Annotated in this window: 18 protein-coding genes; 6 read left to right on the forward strand and 12 right to left on the reverse strand. The window is 60.7% G+C overall.

All coding sequences use genetic code 11. The features are described from left to right. Positions 1–63 precede the first annotated feature (63 nt). The 5 genes from Mgrana_RS00915 to Mgrana_RS00935 all read right to left on the reverse strand — a co-directional run bounded on the left by Mgrana_RS00915 (position 64) and on the right by Mgrana_RS00935 (position 5031). Positions 64–816 carry an SDR family NAD(P)-dependent oxidoreductase gene (locus Mgrana_RS00915; RefSeq protein WP_119355725.1) on the reverse strand — a complete coding sequence of 251 codons (753 nt, stop codon included), beginning with the start codon at positions 814–816 and terminating at the stop codon, positions 64–66. Next, positions 813–1835, reverse strand: a complete 1023-nt coding sequence (locus tag Mgrana_RS00920; protein WP_119355726.1) for a zinc-dependent alcohol dehydrogenase family protein — start codon at positions 1833–1835, stop codon at positions 813–815. The genes Mgrana_RS00915 and Mgrana_RS00920 overlap by 4 nt, the downstream gene beginning before the upstream one ends. A gap of 61 nt (positions 1836–1896) precedes the next feature. Further along, entirely contained in the window at positions 1897–2718 is an 822-nt protein-coding gene (locus Mgrana_RS00925) for a carbohydrate ABC transporter permease (protein WP_119355727.1), read from the reverse strand. Positions 2719–2721: 3 nt separating this feature from the next. After that, the gene (locus tag Mgrana_RS00930; protein ID WP_240631189.1) at positions 2722–3630 is read right to left on the reverse strand and encodes a carbohydrate ABC transporter permease; all 909 of its coding nucleotides are present in this window, start codon (positions 3628–3630) and stop codon (positions 2722–2724) included. Positions 3631–3723: 93 nt separating this feature from the next. Then, on the reverse strand, positions 3724–5031 hold the full coding sequence (locus Mgrana_RS00935; RefSeq protein WP_119355728.1) for an ABC transporter substrate-binding protein: 1308 nt from the start codon (positions 5029–5031) through the stop codon (positions 3724–3726). A 243-nt stretch (positions 5032–5274) separates the two neighbouring features. Here Mgrana_RS00935 and Mgrana_RS00940 point away from each other — a divergent pair, with 243 nt between their 5' ends. Beyond that, complete coding sequence (locus Mgrana_RS00940) at positions 5275–6294, forward strand: LacI family DNA-binding transcriptional regulator (RefSeq protein WP_119355729.1); 1020 nt, start codon at positions 5275–5277, stop codon at positions 6292–6294. Here the strand turns inward: Mgrana_RS00940 and Mgrana_RS00945 are convergent. Beyond that, positions 6291–6563, reverse strand: a complete 273-nt coding sequence (locus Mgrana_RS00945; RefSeq protein WP_119355730.1) for a hypothetical protein — start codon at positions 6561–6563, stop codon at positions 6291–6293. The two genes, Mgrana_RS00940 and Mgrana_RS00945, sit on opposite strands and share 4 nt — an antisense overlap. Before the next feature lie 199 nt (positions 6564–6762). Between Mgrana_RS00945 and recF the strand changes: the two genes are divergently transcribed. After that, positions 6763–7785 (forward strand): DNA replication/repair protein RecF, encoded by a 1023-nt coding sequence (gene recF / locus Mgrana_RS00950; protein WP_119355795.1) that lies wholly within the window; start codon positions 6763–6765, stop codon positions 7783–7785. A gap of 10 nt (positions 7786–7795) precedes the next feature. Here the strand turns inward: recF and Mgrana_RS00955 are convergent, their stop codons facing one another. Further along, on the reverse strand, positions 7796–8530 hold the full coding sequence (locus tag Mgrana_RS00955; RefSeq protein ID WP_119355731.1) for a sulfite exporter TauE/SafE family protein: 735 nt from the start codon (positions 8528–8530) through the stop codon (positions 7796–7798). A 52-nt stretch (positions 8531–8582) separates the two neighbouring features. On the opposite strand from Mgrana_RS00955, the gene Mgrana_RS00960 reads away from it, so the two are divergent. The 3 genes from Mgrana_RS00960 (at position 8583) to Mgrana_RS00970 (ending at position 12104) form a co-directional block, all read left to right on the forward strand. Further along, a complete protein-coding gene (locus Mgrana_RS00960; protein ID WP_119355796.1) occupies positions 8583–9383 on the forward strand; it encodes a DciA family protein in 801 nt (266 codons plus the stop codon). Between the two features lie 101 nt (positions 9384–9484). Continuing rightward, positions 9485–10447: a branched-chain amino acid transaminase gene (locus tag Mgrana_RS00965; protein ID WP_119355732.1), complete on the forward strand. Its 963-nt coding sequence runs from the start codon at positions 9485–9487 to the stop codon at positions 10445–10447. A gap of 130 nt (positions 10448–10577) precedes the next feature. Beyond that, on the forward strand, positions 10578–12104 hold the full coding sequence (locus Mgrana_RS00970) for a phosphodiester glycosidase family protein (protein ID WP_170146370.1): 1527 nt from the start codon (positions 10578–10580) through the stop codon (positions 12102–12104). 5 nt (positions 12105–12109) lie between these two features. On the opposite strand, the gene Mgrana_RS00975 is transcribed toward Mgrana_RS00970, so the two are convergent. Further along, positions 12110–12598, reverse strand: a complete 489-nt coding sequence (locus tag Mgrana_RS00975) for a PH domain-containing protein (RefSeq protein WP_119355734.1) — start codon at positions 12596–12598, stop codon at positions 12110–12112. Positions 12599–12663: 65 nt separating this feature from the next. On the opposite strand from Mgrana_RS00975, the gene Mgrana_RS00980 reads away from it, so the two are divergent. Continuing rightward, positions 12664–13905: a hypothetical protein gene (locus Mgrana_RS00980; RefSeq protein WP_119355735.1), complete on the forward strand. Its 1242-nt coding sequence runs from the start codon at positions 12664–12666 to the stop codon at positions 13903–13905. Between the two features lie 33 nt (positions 13906–13938). Here Mgrana_RS00980 and Mgrana_RS00985 read toward each other — a convergent pair whose 3' ends face one another. The 4 genes from Mgrana_RS00985 to Mgrana_RS01000 all read right to left on the reverse strand — a co-directional run bounded on the left by Mgrana_RS00985 (position 13939) and on the right by Mgrana_RS01000 (position 16423). Continuing rightward, the gene (locus tag Mgrana_RS00985; protein ID WP_119355736.1) at positions 13939–14529 is read right to left on the reverse strand and encodes a hypothetical protein; all 591 of its coding nucleotides are present in this window, start codon (positions 14527–14529) and stop codon (positions 13939–13941) included. 103 nt (positions 14530–14632) lie between these two features. Next, a complete protein-coding gene (gene paaD / locus Mgrana_RS00990) occupies positions 14633–15124 on the reverse strand; it encodes a 1,2-phenylacetyl-CoA epoxidase subunit PaaD (protein WP_119355737.1) in 492 nt (163 codons plus the stop codon). Then, entirely contained in the window at positions 15118–15876 is a 759-nt protein-coding gene (gene paaC / locus Mgrana_RS00995) for a 1,2-phenylacetyl-CoA epoxidase subunit PaaC (protein ID WP_119355738.1), read from the reverse strand. The genes paaD and paaC overlap by 7 nt, the downstream gene beginning before the upstream one ends. Continuing rightward, positions 15866–16423, reverse strand: coding sequence for a phenylacetic acid degradation protein (locus Mgrana_RS01000; RefSeq protein ID WP_119355739.1), 558 nt, complete (start codon positions 16421–16423; stop codon positions 15866–15868). The genes paaC and Mgrana_RS01000 overlap by 11 nt, the downstream gene beginning before the upstream one ends. Between the last annotated feature and the right edge of the window lie 3 nt (positions 16424–16426).

Consider the following 16426-nt stretch of genomic DNA (forward strand, 5'->3'; position numbering starts at 1 on the left):
GCCTACCAGGCTGAGTGTGTACACCTTGGCTGAGGAGCGGCTGTGGGGGGGCTGAGGGTTGTCCTACCAAACGGTATAGCCGCCGTCAATCAGCACATTGCTGCCGGTCATATAGCTGCTGGCATCAGAAGCCAGGAACACCGCCAACGGTCCAATTTCAGCTGGCTCTCCCAGGCGGCCCATGGGGGTGTTGGATAGCCAGACCTCGCGCCACTCGGGGGTCTCGAGGCCCCGCTTGGTCATGGGCGTGGCGATGTATCCAGGAGAAATCGCGTTGACCCGCACCCCACGCCCTGCCCATTCCCCAGCGAGCGATTTGGTCAGCATAATGACCCCTGCCTTGGAAACGTTGTATGCCGATTGGGGTTGAGGGTGGTTGGAGATTACCCCCGACATCGAGGCAATGTTGATGATGCTGCCCTTCCCCTGCTGAAGCATCACCTTCCCAACCTCGCGGCAGCACCAAAACACCCCATCTAGGTTCACCTTGAGCACAAAGCTCCAGTCCTCATCGGAGGTCTCCTCGCTTGGGAGATTGCGTACCACCCCGGCGTTGTTGACCAGGATATCTATTCGCCCATGGTTAGCAACTACCCCTTCAACCAGGCTGCGTACCGAGGCCGAATCGGTAACATCGGTGAGGACGAAATCCCCCTCGAGCTCTGCTGCCGAGTTTGGCCCGGCCTCAGCATCGATATCGGCCACTACTATGTGAGCTCCGGCTTGGTGCAGGGCCTTGGCGATCTCCCAGCCAATTCCCCGACTGGCTCCAGTAACGATGGCAATCCGATGTTCTAAGGAAAAGATCTTGCTCATAAGAGATCTGGTTTAATTAGGACTTTTTGGGCCCCGGCCATGCCGGGATGGTTTTTGTAGTCGAGGGCTTGATGAAGCCCTTCGATGGGCAGTCGGTGGGTAATCAAGGATTCAACCTGTACCCGTTTGCTACTGAGCCACTCTAGAGCCATGGGTACGGTGGCATTGAGTGAAAAGCTGCCAACCACAGTGAGATCATGATGGTAAATCTGATATGGACTAAAGGATACGCTGGCCTCTTCTGGACTGACCCCAAAAATCAGCATCTTGCCACCTCGGGCAGTCAAATTGGGCATTTCCTGTACCACCTCGGTCCGCCCTGTAGCCTCGCTGACAATATCGAAGCCATAGGGCTCGAGGTCACGAAGTTGGGGGATCACTTCGGGACTGGTTTGTAGTGTGCGATTGGCACCCAGGGATCTGGCCAGCTCGAGCCGCTCCGAAATAGGGTCTACTACCGTAACGCTTGAGGCTCCTGAAGCCAGCAGGGCTTGTAGCAGCAACAGACCAATGGGCCCGGCCCCAAACAGCAGGGCTTTACTCGCAGGTTCCGGGCGCAGCCGTAGAATGCCCCAGGCTACACAGCCCAGCGGCTCAGCAAAGGCCGCAACTTCTAAGGGCAGTGGGCCCACTGTGTAGGCATTGGTGGCTGGGGCCACTACGTACTCGGCAAACCCACCCGCTGTAGTGACCCCCAGAGCTTGGTAATGCTCGCAATGCTGACGCAGTCCTTTCTGGCAATAATGGCAACTTCCACAGGAAACCACCGGGTCGAGGGCTACAGGATCACCCTCTTTAAAGCCCCGCACTCCAGGTCCCACCTGATCGATAATTCCGGCGATTTCATGTCCAGGAACTAAGGGAAGTACGGCGTGGAAGTGGCCTCTCAATAGGTGCAAGTCGGTTCCACAAACGCCGGTTGCAACAACCTTAATTCGTACCTGACCTGGCCCGGCCTCGGGAAGGGGAAGCTCGCGGGTCTCGAGCTGCCCCGGTGCGGTAATTACCGCAGCTCGCATGGTTTTTGTTGTGGTTAGCATAAGACTCTCTCTTTGGTATAGATCTGCACGATTTAGACAATTACTTGATGGCACCAAAAGTCAGCCCACGTACCAGCTGGCGTTGGGCCAGCCAGCCCATCACCATTACGGGTAGAATGGCAATCATCGAGGCTGCTGACATTTTGGCCCAGAACAGTCCTTCAGCAGTTTTGAAGGATGCTACATATACCGAGAGGGGTTGGGCTTGGGCATTGGTTAGGTTGAGACTCCAGAAGGCTTCATTCCAGGCTAAGATGATGCTGAGCAAAGCTGCGCTGGCGATGGCTGGGCCAGAGACCGGTAGCAGTACATTGACAAGTTCCTGAAAGGTATTGGCTCCGTCCACCCGAGCCGCCTCCATCATCTCGTTGGGTAGGTCGCGGAAGTAGGCATAAAGGGTCCAGATCACCACCGGCATGTTCATTACGGTGTACATCAGCATCAGGGCCCAGATGTTATCGAGCCACTGGAGTCGGATAAAGATCAGATAAACGGGGATGATTACCCCCACAGGGGGCATCATTTTAGTGCTGATGATCCACAAAAGGGTGCTGTGGGTTCGCCGGGTGGGGTAAAAGGCCATTGAGAATGCCGCAGGGATTGAAAGGAGCAGCGCCAACAAGCTCGAGCCCACCGCCGAGATCAGTGAGTTGAGGAAATGACCCCCGTAGTTGCTGCGGCTAAGAGCTTCATGGAGGCTCTCGAGAGTAGGGGTAAAGAATAGCTTGGGTGGTAGTTGTACCGCATCAGCCTCGCTTTTGAACCCGGTGATGAACATCCAGAAGATGGGAAAGAACATGATGAGTGCGACTACATAGGCCAGAACCGTGAGTTCCCAACGTGGGCGCTTGCTTTCGCTCACCTTCTACCTCCTGGCCCCTTGCAGGTTGCGCCCGATGAGCCGCAATACGAAAATAGCGACTAGGTTGGCTAAGATTACTGCAAACACTGCTCCGGCACTGGCAATGCCGATATTGTTGTCGTTGAAGCCTTTGAGGTAGATCAAATAGGGCAGGGTGGTGGTTTCCAATCCTGGTCCGCCCGAGGTGGTGGTGTAGATCTCGGCGAAGATGGTCAGCAGGAAGATGGTCTCGAGCATGATCACTACGCTCAAAGTTTGTGCTAGGTGTGGCACGATAATGTAGCGGAACTCCTGCCAAGCATTCGCCCCATCAATTTTGGCAGCCTCGAGCTGCTCACGGGATAGGGATTGCAGCCCAGTTAGGGTCAGGAGCATGGCAAAGGGAATCCACTGCCAGGAAACAATCAGAATAATCGAGAGCATCGGGTATTGTGCCAGCCAGTCTACCGGCTTGAATCCCAAGCTGTTAGCGATCCAGGCAAATAGCCCATACACCGGGTGCATCAGCATGTTTTTCCAGACTAAAGCGGATACTACCGGCATCACAAAAAAAGGTGAGATGACCAGGGTTCGGGCTAGGGCTCGCCCGGGGAACTCCTGATAGAAAAGCACCGCCAACAAAAGCCCGACTGCTACGGTCACCAAGAGCACCGAGCCTACCAACACTAGGGTATGTATGAGTGAAACCCGAAAAATGGGGTCGGTGATCAGCGAGGCGAAGTTGGCCAAGCCAACGAAACCCTTGCGATCAGGATAGAGCAGGTTATAGCGCTGGAAGGAGTAATAGATTGAGAGCAGGAAGGGGACTTGGGTCCAAACGATCAGCACCAACATGGCCGGGCCCAGCAGCCAGAGGGTATTGGGACCTCGAGCACTGGAGCGGGTACGCGGTCGCGGAAGGTTGGTGGTCATGGCACGCCTATTTGAGTTGGGGGCAACTGTGAACTGAAATTTCATGAAGGGCCGGATGGAATGATGGAATTGGGACATCCGGCCCTTCTGCCTCTACTTCAGATAACCGGCTTCTTTCATGGTCTTCTCGACCGCGGCCTGGGCTTGGTTCAGGCCATCCTCAAGGCTGGTTTTCCCGGCCACGATTCCTGCGATGAATTGCCCGACCTGAGTCCCGATGGCCTGAAACTCGGGGATGGCTACGAACTGTACTCCCACATAGGGCACAGGTTTAAGGGTGGGTTTGGTGGGATCAGCAGTGTTAATGGAATCTAGAACCGTTTTAGCAAAGACAGCAGCTTTCAGGTAGTTGGGGTTGGAGTAGGTGGAATAGCGGGTTCCTGGAGGCGCTGAAACCCAACCCTGAGTGCTGCCTACAAGGTTGATGTAATCCTTGGAGGTAGCCCAGGCGATGAAGGTCTTGGCTTCCTCAGCGTGTTTGCTGGATTTGGGGATGGCTAGAGCCCAGCTCCATAACCAGTGGGAACCGTTGGGAGTTACTGCTACCGGAGACTTGGCATAGCCCATTTTTCCAGCTACCTTGGAGCTTTTGGGATTCTCGAGGAAGCCAGCTGCTACCGTGGCGTCAATCCACATTGCGCATTTGCCATCAGAGGTGAGGGTTAGGTTCTCGGTAAAGCCGTTACCCGTCACCCCTGGAGGGCCATATTTAGTGACCAGCTCAACGTATTGGCCAATGGCCTTTTTCCACTCAGGGCTATTGATTTGGGGTTGCCAACTCTCGTCGAACCAGCGCCCGCCGTAGGTGTTGATCATGGTGGTTAGGAAAGCCATGTTCTCGCCCCAACCAGGCAGTCCCCGCAGGCAGATGCCATAAATCCCCTTGCTGGGCTCATTCAGCTGCTTGGCCCAGCTGATGGCTTGATCCCAGGTGGGTTGAGCGGGAACGGCAATTTTCTTGGCGGCAAAGAGGTCTTTGCGGTACATCAGCATTGAGCTCTCAGCATAGAAAGGCAGGGCATAGAGCTTGCCATTATAGGAAAGTCCGGCCCGCACGGGTTTGAGCACATCCTCGAGGTCATAGTTTTGGGGTAGACCGCTCATCTCCACCAGCCAGCCGTTCTTGCCCCAGATAGGGGTCTCATAGGTGCCGATGGTCAGTACATCGTAGGAACCGGCATTGGTAGCGATGTCAGTGGTAACTTTTTGGCGCAACTCATTCTCGGGTAACACCACCCAATTGAGTTTGATATTGGGGTACTTTTTCTCAAACTCCCCGCTGAGCTTTTGCATGGTCACCATATCCGGGTTGTTGACGGTGGCAATGGTGAGGGTGGTTTGAGCCAGTGCTGCTGAAAGGGATAGGCCGACACCAGCGAACAGAATTTTCCACAAGCGCATGGTATTCCTCCAGAGAAAGGGACTTGGGCCGAAAACCTCACCACAATGTGTTCACCCGTTCCTGTCTGACCTCCGTAGCCAAAAGCAAGATTGATGGACACGTGACCATTTATGCCTAAAGCCAGCTACCCCATGGTTGAACACCTTCATGGAAAGGGCTCACCGCACTAAATGGTCTCGTGTCCATTACGATAGACATACTGAATACTGGTTGTCAAGACCCGTCCTAGTTACAATGGACACGTGCCCAATATTCTCGATGTCGCTAAGCGTGCAGGGGTCTCTCCCACCACCGCCAAACGGGCCATTCAGGAGCCCCATCTTCTTCGCCCGGCCACCCTCGAGCGGGTTCGCCAGGCCATCGAAGAACTAGGGTACGAACCTGATCAGCTCGCGGGCAGCTTACGGCGGGGTCGCACCCGCACCATTGGGCTGATGGTTGGCAATATCATTGAACCTTTCTTTGCAGCTCTAATTCGCACCGTTGCCCATGAAGTGCGAGCCCAAGGCTACGCGCTGATGGTAGCCGACAGTGAGTATGACTCTGGTATCGAGCTTGAAAACCTCAAAATGTTCAGTGGCCAGCGGGTTAGTGGGCTGATTCTGCGCTCGGCTTTCGGCACACCCAACCTGGAGTACCTAAAGCAGATGCAAACCCGTGGTACTTATATCTTGCAGATAGACCACTTTTATCCGGATAGCCCTTTCGGCTATGTGATGCTCAATGCGCAGGATTGCGTCTTTGAGGGAGTGCGCTATTTGTACGAGTTAGGCCACCGTCGGATCGCTAGCCTGGGAGCCTATCACCCGGTCCTGACCCCCGATGAGCGCTCGAGAGTGTTTCCCCTGGCCTTGCAAGCAGTGGGACTTGCCCCCGACCCCACCTACCAGCGCCCCATCCCTCGCAGTGAGGAAGCTGCCTATCACCTGACCCTCGAGCTACTCCGGCTGAAGGAGCCTCCTACCGCGCTGTTCTCCCTTACTGGAACCGAGGCTGCTGGGGCGTTCCGTGCCTTACGCGAGTTGGGATTGCGCATCCCCGAAGATGTTTCACTCCTAACCTTTGACAACTACTCCTGGACAAGCCTGGTTACCCCACCCCTGGATGTGATCGAGCAGCCCGTAGAAGCTATGGGCCAGGCTGCGGCTCAGGTGGTTTTGCAAGCAGTAGAGGAAGGCCCACCCCTCGAGCCAGTGCGAATGCTCTTTCCCGGGCGCCTGATCAAGCGGGGAAGCTGTGCCCCTCCCCGGCGGCCAATTTAGGCGTGGGATCCCTTCTTGGAAGCCTCGGCCAGCTTGTGGCTCAGCTTGCGCTCTTGCTGGAGGCCTTTATCGGCCGCTTTGGCTTTGGAGCGCAGCTCGAGCAGGGTCCCATGCAGCACCTCGAGCTGATCCTGGTAGCCGGGGGTACCAGGTTTTTGCTCCTTGAGCAGGCTTACCGCTACCGCATAGGCTCGGCACTCCTCCTCGAGTTCCGCCAGCAGCGTGCGGTTGAGCTTGCGTACCTCCTCGAGCTTTCTGGCCTTCTTCATCAGACCTCCTGACACTTCTTGAGTGCAGCAGACGCAAATTTCACCATCAAAGGCCCTAAACTTGTGTCAAGCAGGGCATTTCTGCCCAGGTGCATTGGCCTGGGATTGTACTCTTATTGTTCTCATAGTTCAACCGCCTGGACAAAGGTTGGTGCTCGTGCATTGAGGGTTGAGCGATTTGCCTTTAGCCTATGGGGTAGTGCGGCTTTTGCGCCTTCGGCAGAACAACTTTCGCAACCTGGTCAGCGCAGAGTTTCTCCCTCCGCCTGGGCTCACCACCATTGTGGGGGGCAACGCCCAAGGCAAGACCAACCTGCTCGAGGCCATCGAGCTGGTGCTGGGGGGGGATTTAAGGAATGGGATGCTGGAGCGCATCGCCTTTGGCCAGAGTGAGGCCTGGATGTACGCCGAGATCGAGACCCAGTTTGGGCCCAGCCGCTTGGAAGTCAAGCTCTCGCGTGAAGGGCGCGAGCACCGGCTCAACGAGGCCCCGGCCTCGCTGCGTGAGCTGGCCCAATTGCCGGGAGCGGTGCTCTTAGGCCCGGAGGACCTCGAGCTGGTGTTGGGGGGGCCGGAGGAGCGCCGCCGCTTCCTGGATTTGCTGCTCTCGCGCTTTTCAGCCCGCTACCGGGCAATCACCTCGGCCTATGGGCGGGCCTTGAGCCAGCGCAACGCAGTGCTCAAGCTGGGGGGCAAAGGGATCGGGGTGTGGAATGCCGAGTTGGTCAAATATGGCCTGGAGATGCTTTCCCTGCGCCGCCGAATGCTGGCCAAGCTGGCCCCGTTGGCCCGGGAAGCGTATGCTGAGCTGGCTCCGGGTGAGCTGGGCTTAGAACTCCTCGAGACCGTCGAGCCCGAGCGGTTTCTAGGGGCCTTAGAAGATAGCTTACTGGAGGACCTCGAGCGCGGCGTGACCCAGCTCGGCCCGCACCGTGACGACCTAAGCCTAACCCTTTCTGGGCGGGAGGCCGCCAAGTTTGCCAGCCGGGGAGAGGCCCGGAGCATCGCCCTGGCCCTGCGTCTGGCCGAACACCGCTTGCTTTGGCAACACTACGAAGAGGCTCCGCTGTTGTTGGTGGATGAGTGGCACACCGAGCTGGATACCTGGCGGCGAGGAGCTTTATTGGCCTACGCAGCCAGCTTACCCCAGGCCATCCTGGCCGGGCTCGAGACCCCGGGGATGGGCGCGGTGGTCCATATTGAAGCCGGGGTGTTGCGGTGAGCGCAGCGGCTTAAAAGAGCAGGTCTAATCCGCCCAGGAAGGCCAGCAGCAGCACCGCATCCTCAAACCAGCGCTGCGGAATGCGGTGCAACAGCCAGCGCCCCAAGTAGGCCCCGGCGACGACCGCGGGAGCCAGGATCAAATTGATCCGCAGCGATTCCAGGCTAATTAGCCCCAGATAGGTTGCAAACGGCACTTTGAACAGATTGAAGACCAGATAGAACCAGGACAGTGTGCCGACAAACTCGAGCTTGCCCATCCCCATCGCCAGCATGTACAGCGTGGTGAAGGGTCCGGCGGCGTTGGCCACCATGGTGGTGATCCCTGCGGAAACCCCCAGGCTAGCCGCGAAGGCTCCCCCGCGTGCGGTCAGCCGCGGAGCCCGCCATAGCCGGATCGCGGCTTGATAAAGGGTCATCCCCACGATCAGCCCCCCGATGATCAGCCTTAGCTGGTGGTTGTTCACCGCGGCCAGTACCCCCACCCCCACCAGTATCCCCCCAGCCGTCCAGGGAAACAGCCGCAGCAGGTGAGGCCAGTTGGCGTGGCGGTGCATCATCCCTACCGCCAGCACATCGCCTACCAGGAGCAGCGGGAGCAGGGCCCCGGTAGACTCCTTGGCTGGGAAGATTTGGGCAAAAAGGGCCACCGCCAGGATTCCCGCGCCGGGGATTCCCGATTTGGAACCCCCCACGATGGCGGCGGCCAGCACCCCCAGCATCCACTGTCCAAGCGTTAAGTCCACGGGGTATACCTTACCCTGTACACCGGTCCGGCCCTAGGTAGACTGGATGGGCATGGCCGCCAAACGCCCCGCCGAACTTTTGCACAAGCTGCTGGGAAGCAAGGGCCTCGAGGCCGGGATGCGCCGGGGTAAGGCCCTGGCCTTGTGGCCGGAGGTGGCAGGGGAGATGCTGGCAGCGATCTCTGAAGCCACCGACCTCACCGATGGGGTGCTCACGGTGAGTGTGCCGGATTCCGCGGCGGCCTTTCACCTGAAGTATGAGCGCGAAAAGTTTCTAGCCCGCTACGCCCAGGTGTTGCCTGGGGTGGTCGGTGATATTCGGTTTAAGGAGCGGCCCATTGCCCGGAAATCCCGGCGCTTGGAAAAAGCCCTCCCTCCACCCCCCTTGAGCCCGGACGAGGAGTCCCGCTTGCGTCGGCTCAGCCAGGCGGTTCCCGAAACCCTGCAAACCGCCGTCCTGAAAGCGGGAAAAGCGGTGATCCAGAAGCAGAAGGCCGATCCCAACCCGCCCTGCTTCATCTGCGGGAAGCCCAGCCGTGAGAACCCCTGCAAATCCTGCCAGAAGCTGTTGGTGAGCCCGCTGGTGGAGCGTGAGGCGGTCCGGCTTACCCGCTTTCCGCTCAAGGCCCGGCTCGAGGGCGATGCCCTGCAGGCCGCAAAGTACCTGGCCACAACCCGGCTCGAGGCCCAGCTGCGCGATCTGCTGCCTGAGGTGGTCAAAGAGCCCTCGCTGATGCCCCTCCTACAAGACACCGCCCGCCGTTATCTGCAACTGCGCACCGGGGAGCATGACGTGACGGCTCGGCGTCAGCTGCTTCCGGAGGCGTTACAAAGCCTGCTCAAGGAAGTATGATCTAAGCACGCACTGCGGCGCTCTGGGCTGCCCTGCTCAGGGCGTGAGGTTGTTCCTGAGGCCCTAAAGGGGGCCGCTGGAATACCCCTTTGGAGGAAATCATGGCAGCGGAGACCAAGCCCAAATCTATCGGTGGAGACAGCAAGATGAAGACCGGCCTGATCTGGTTCAATGGCCATATAGTCCCTCAAGAAGAAGCTAAGGTCTCGGTGTTGACCCATGCACTGCACTATGGCACCAGCGTCTTTGAGGGCATCCGGGCTTATGAAACCCCCAAAGGCCCGGCGGTGTTTCGGCTGAAGGAGCATGTGGAGCGCTTTTTTCATAGCGCCAAGGTGATGATGTTCGAGCTGCCCTTCACCCCCGAGCAGGTCAGCGAGGGCATCCTCAGCGTGGTTCGGGAAAACAGCTATAAAAGCTGCTACATTCGCCCGCTGGCCTGGATGGGGGCCACTAGCCTGGGGGTAAACCCGTTGCCCAACAATCCCGCTGAGGTGATGGTTGCGGCCTGGGAGTGGGGGACCTACCTGGGCGATGAAGCGGTGCGCAAGGGGGCGAGGCTGATCACCTCGAGCTGGGCTCGCTTTCCGGCCAACGTGATGCCGGGCAAGGCCAAGGTTGGGGGGAACTACGTTAATAGCGCTTTGGCCCGCATCGAGGCCCACCAAGCCGGGGCGGACGAGGCCTTGCTGCTGGATAAGGAGGGGTTCGTGGCCGAGGGTTCGGGGGAAAACCTCTTTTTCTTCAAGGGGAGTACCCTCTATGTCCTCGAGCACTCGGTCAACCTGATGGGCATTACCCGCGACTCGGTCATCACCATCGCCAGAGATCTGGGCTATGAGGTGCGGGAATGCAGGGCCACTCGAGACCAGCTCTACATGGCCGATGAGGTGTTTATGGTCGGCACCGCGGCGGAAGTGACCCCGGTCTCCTCGCTCGACCACCGGGCCATCGGCAGCGGCCAGGCGGGGGAACACACCATGCGCTTGCGCAAGGCCTATTTGGAAGCCGTTCAAGGCCACAACCCCAAATACGGGCCTTGGCTGACTTACGTCAACCCATAAGGCTCGGCCCACTCGAGGCCCACAAAGCCCCTATGCCCAGGGGCTTGTCTTGCCGGGGTTCAAACCGCAGCCTTGGATCTGGTCCTTCCTCACCCCCAATTTATCTTGTTCGGGTTGAATGTAGACCATGATGCAGCGCTTGCTAGGACTCGCCTTGATGGTTTGGCTGGGGTTGGTCTATGCCCAGGTGGCCCTTCCCGCTGCAAAACTTGGCCTCACGGTAACCCAGGACAACTCGGGGGCAACGACCTTCAGCAAACCCGGCCTCGAGCTGACCTATGTGCCTGGGGTGGGCTGGACCCCACCGCTCGATCCCAGCTTGCCCGCCCCTGTGGGGGGCCGGCTGCCGCTCGAGGTGGTTCGCGCGGCGGGGTTGATCGCTGCCCCAGAAGCGGGGGTACGGCTTTCTTCCGATCCCAACCGGCTGCGCTTGGTGCTGGACCTGCCGGCTGGAACCGATCCAGCCACGGTTCCGGTGGTGGGGCTTACGCCCTACGGGGGACGCTTGCAGCTCAACCTGCCCTACTTCTTGCCGGGGCTCGAGGGGCAAACCCCACCCAATGTGACCCTGAGCGCGCAGTATGGCCAGGGGGGTACTTCCCTCAGCCTACAGGCCCCGCCGCTGCGGGTTTACCGTTACCGCAGCTTTACGCTGGACAACCCCGCCCGCCTGGTGCTGGATGTGTACTACCTGGAGCCTGAGCGGGCTGAACCGGTGGCCCCCGGCATAACCTACCGCGAGTTCTGGGCCTGGACCCCGGACCCCCTGCGGATGTATGTGCTCGAGGCCGCTCCGGGGAGTTGGCGTATGGAGCCGGTTGGACGTCCGGGGGTGCGTCAAACCCTAGACAAAACCGCCCCAAACGCCCTGGCCGTGCTTAACGGCGGGTACTTTGATGCCCCCACCGGTACACCGATTGGGTTGTGGATCAAGGATGGGGTGGCCATCAACTTCCCCTACGGGCGCAGCGCCCTGTTTTGGGATGAAGAGAACCTCTTTGCTGGATTGCCCCGCTTCAGCACCGTGGTGCGCACCGCGGATGGGCGGAGCTTCCGCGTGGGCATCAACCTTACCCGCGGCAAGTACACCGCCTACACCATTCCGGGGCCAGCCGGAAAGCCTGGGGAGAGTGTGCTGGCGGTGAAAGGCGACCGGGTGGTGGCCAGCTATCCTGCGCCCTACACCCTTCCCGCAGGCTACTGGGCCCTTTCCTACCCCCCGGCGGAGCCCATCGCGGCCCCCGGCGATATCCTCAAGCTCTACGGCTCGCTCGAGCCCCCCACCAACTATGCCCTCGAGGCCGGCCCCTTGCTCATCCAGGGGGGGGAGAATGTCTTTCGCCCAGACGCCGAGCCCTTCCGTGATAAAGCCCCCCTCCTCAAGGTGGCCCCTCAGTCGGCGGTGGCCTGGACCCAGACCGGTACCGTGTGGCTGGTGGTCACTGCACCTACCTTGCCTGGGGTGCTGGCCCAGGTCCTGGCCGAGCAGGGAGCCTGGGGGGCCATTCGAATGGATGGGGGCGGCTCAGCTCAGCTTTGGGTGCGCGGTCGGCTGCGCAACCCCAGCGATGGAGTACGCCCGGTGGTCAGTGGGCTGGCCCTATATTCCACCCAGTGTTCCCCTACCAAAACCCTTGACCCAGGCAAGGCCTGCTGAGGCCCCTACTGCACCGGGTAGCCGAGCTGGCGCAGGTAATCTAAAAACCTCTTTCGCTCCGCCGGGCACAGCAGCACCTTTCTACCATCGGCCATCTGGACGAAGACTCCCCGGCCGGCACCCTTGGCCGTGTAGGCCTGAATGTGGCCCAGGGTTTTCTCCAGGAACCCCCCCTGGGCTACCCCGGGAACCCCGATGCCAAAGGTGCGAATTCCCAGCCGAAACTCCTTTTCCCAGACGACCAGAATCTCCTCTTTGGGAAGGGTGACCCAGCCGAACAACCAGCGGATCCTCAGGGCTTGGGGGGTCACCTGGTAGAGCGTACTGAGCGGAGCCACCAGCAGCAACACCGTCGCTGCCAGCACCACGATGAGCCCAAAGATCTGAACCATGCGCTCTTCGCTCAGGGCAGTGACCCCCAGGGTAAAACCCAGCACCCCCACGGTGAGTAGGGTGAATAAAGGGCTCAATGCCCGCTCTGGAACGAAGTGCATGCCCTCTTTATACAACTGTGCCCCGCTTCGAAGACGACAAGGTTCACCTTTTGTACCCTAAAGGCATGCACCAGATCTGGGCGGCACGGCGGGCCTGGCGGCAGCGGTTGCTGCGGGCAGGGGGGCTAGCGCTGCTGTCCTTGCCCCTGGTGCTTTGGTCGCATCCGGCGTGGGTATTGCTCTCCCTGCTGGGTTTGGTGTACCCCTCGAGCCGGGAGGAGGGCCGGGCCCTGGCCGAACTCGACCGGCGCTATGGTTTGGCCTACCGCAGCGCCCTCGAGGCTCCAGCCGGGCACCCCTGGCATGCCCAGCTCGAGGCCGAGGCCCAGGCCAGCCTAAAGGAGGCCAAACCCCCGGGGTTTCCCTGGGTTTTTCTGTTGGTGTATGGGTTGCTGCTTGGGGCGGCCTGGCTGCTGCCTGGGGTACGGTGGTCGTGGGGGGCCCAGCCGGTAGGCACAACCTCCCAGACAGCCCCAGCCCATCCGTCTACGGCTCCTCACCCCCCGGCCAGCCCTTCCCGAGTCTCCCCCTTGAACCCGGCGGAGCCCCAGCCCCCCTCGCCCTCTTCGGCGCCGCCGGACGCGGGCAGGGCGTCTCGCCCAGCGGGAGGGGAGCAGGGGGATGGAGCCCGCCCCACCCCAGCTGCGGCGGGTCAGGAGCCCCCCAACCGCTCGAGCCCAGGGAGCGCACCCGGCCAAGATTCCGCTCAGCCCAACCCCACGCAGCCCGGTTCCTCGCAGAACTCCGCCCCACCCAGCCCTAGCGGTTCATCCCAAAACGCTGCCCCTGCGCCGACCGGTAGCCCGTCTTCGCCCTCGAGCCCAGGTTCGCAAGCCTCGGGGAACCCTCAGCCGGACTCCCGCCCTATGGGGGGGCCTGAAGGCCAAGGCTCGGTCCCGTCGGATAGGGGCGCTGCTGGAAACCGCTCCGTTGGTGATGGGCAGAGGGGCCGAGGGATACCGGAGGGAGGCCGCCCGGCCCCCTCCGGCGCTAATGGCGGTGATGCCGGTACCCCACGCCCAGCCCCTGCCGGCTCGAGCCGTAGCCCTGATGGCGGCGATGCCGGTGCTCCAGCGAACCCCACCCCCATCCCCCCCGCGCCGGCTGGAGCTTCTCGAGCCGGGGAAGCCCCCCTGGGTAGGGCCCCAGGCCAAAATGGAACCCCCCAGCAGTTGCCGAGCCCTTGGCCGGCGGGGTCTCCGCCGCAGAAGGTGCAGCGCCAAGCCCAGAACTACCTCGAGAACGAGCCGCTGCCGCCGGAGGTGCGCGACCTCCTGCGGCGCTATTTCGAGCTGTCACAGCAATAAAAATGGAAGGTGGGGCTCTGTGAACAAATCGCTCTAGAACTTGAGAATCCCCTGACCACCCCCCCAGGTGAGGGTCATGGCGCAACCGGCCAGATCGGGGGTGCTGACGGTGGTGACTTGGGCCTGCAAGTTGGCGGTATTCGGGCCACCGGTTTGAATGATGGACAGGAGTTGCCCCGCGTTGAAGTTGAAGGTGCCGTTGGTCAGATTGCCCACCGCGATCTGACCGCCGTTGTTGGTGAGGGTGAATTGCACGTTGCTGGCTGAAGCGGTGCTGCTGCGCTGAGTGTTTCCGGAGCCGCCATTGTCAGAGACGGTCAAAGTAGCGCTCATGGTGACGTTGATGGGCGAGGGAATGGTGGCTGGACAGCCTGAGCCAAAGCTCACCCCGGTGATGGCCAGGTTGTAGTTGAAGCCGCTGGGTGTGGCGGGAAGGTTCAGGTTGGTGAGGTCATCGAAGGTTGCGGTGACGGTGGCGGTGCCGGTGGCTTGGTTGGACACCAGGTTGAGGGTGGTGGATGTGCCCGCCAGCTGGAAGGGGTTATCTATGGGAGGACTGCTGATCAATCCACAACCCGCAAAGGCCAGGGCCAGAATGCTGCTGAGTAGGGCAACTTGCTTCATGGTTTCCTCCGGGATTCGGATTTTGCCTTCTTTTGAATTGTATCTCAATGGGGATAGGGGAGGAGGTAGGTTTGACCCAAGCCTGGATCCGTGCCGCTAAGGTTTACACCGCTTTGAACCCCTCGAAGGGTTCATGGCAGGTGTTGCACACGTAGATGCTTTTACAGAGGGTGGAACCGAAGCTGTTTTTGAGGGTGGTGTCCAGGCTCCCACAGCGTGGGCAGCGGGTAGGAGAGGGCTCGAGCTGGATTAAGTCCCCTACCGGCTTGGGGGGGGCGATGCCGTAGCGCTCGAGCCGCTGCTTGGCCTCTGGGCTGATCCAATCCGTAGACCAGGGGGGGGAGAGCACGGTTCGAACCTCGGCCTCTAAACCGAGCTTCCGAACGGCGTGCTCAAGGCTTTCCCGGATCGTGTGCAGGGCTGGGCAGCCCGAGAAGGTAGGGGTCATGGTGATGGTGGCCCGGCCCTCGTGAACTTGAACTTCCCGCACAATGCCCATCTCCACTACGTTCACCACAGGGATTTCTGGGTCGGGGATCCCTTCCAGTGCGGCCCAGACGGCCTCTGCAGAGGGCCAAGGTGCGGGGCTTACCATATCCTGGCCTCCGCATCCCACCGCGCTACCGACTGCATCTCAGCCAGCAGGCTCCATAGGTGCTCGGTGTGGTGCTCGCGGCTGTGGGGCTGATAGCCGGGAGGAAGGGGTAACTTTAGGCCAGAGGCCTGCAGGTGACGGGTAACGTTCTCGAGCCAATCCTCCTTCAGCCTGCGCAGCTCGGGGACAATGCCCTCGCCCACCAAGATTTCCTCCCCAGGGAGGGGGACGAAAAGCTGTTGGGCATAGCCCCACTGCCCTTCCAGAGCGGCCTGTAAGCGCCGATTGGATTCCTCCGTGCCCTGCCCCAGCCGCTCCACCCAGGCCTGGGTATGCTGGAGATGAAACCGCTCCTCCCGCAGGATTTTGGCCGCAGCCTCAGCCACCGGAGGGTAGGTGCTGGCGGTGGCTGCGCTGAGCCAATGCAGCTCGTAGCGGTCGAAGAGGTACTGCCGGAGCATGGTGAAAGCCCAGTCGCCCTTGGGCAGCTCGAGCAGCTGGGCACAGCGAAATTCCTCCGCATCCCGGAAGAAGGCCAGCCGATCGGGATCGGTGCCATCCAGGGCCTGGCGCAAGCTCAGCCAGGTGCTGGCGTGGCCCAGCTCGTCCTGGGCGATGTTGGCCAGGGCGATGTCCTCTTCTAAGATCGGGCCGTGCCCAGTCCACTCGCTGTCGCGGTGCGAGAGGATCAGCTCGTCGTCGGCCAGGGCGGTGAGTTTGGCGATCAGGGCGGCTTGGGCTTTAGGACTCATCTGCGCCTCCACGCCCCCGCAGCTTGCTGGTGTGGGTTCCTACCACACCGTAGTAGGACTGCTGCTTGTAGGTTTTCTCTTTGGCCGGGGCGAACCAGCTCTCTACGGTTTCGGGGCTCTCCTCACTCCGGACCACGCTCGAGGCGGGGATGACCCACCAGGCCAGGGCCTCGGCATCGGTGAACTGCCGCAAGGCCTGCTCGAGCGCGGCTTGTGGGGAGGGGGCCTCGAGCTGCCCCACGTAGTCCACAAAGGTCATGGAGCGCTTGTGGGAGGTTTTGCGGAAGAGGAGGTATGCACCGGCGACCCCCGTGCTTTCGGGGCTGGGTTTTGGGCCCTCGGCCAGCTCTTCCTGGGTCACCGAGAAGATCGCGGATGCCGGGGCAACCCACAGGCTCACCGCTTGCGGGCGCCGCACGAAGACATTGCGTGCGGTGAGCAGGGCGTGAAGGGGGTCGGCCGCGTGTACCGAGCCCACCGCCTGATGCGGCTTATTGGGGGTGTCCTGCTTGAAGACTTCCCAACGGGGCCATTGCGTGTCGCTCATAGG

Origin of the sequence: Meiothermus granaticius NBRC 107808, assembly GCF_003574355.1 — a bacterium.
Lineage (GTDB): Bacteria > Deinococcota > Deinococci > Deinococcales > Thermaceae > Meiothermus > Meiothermus granaticius.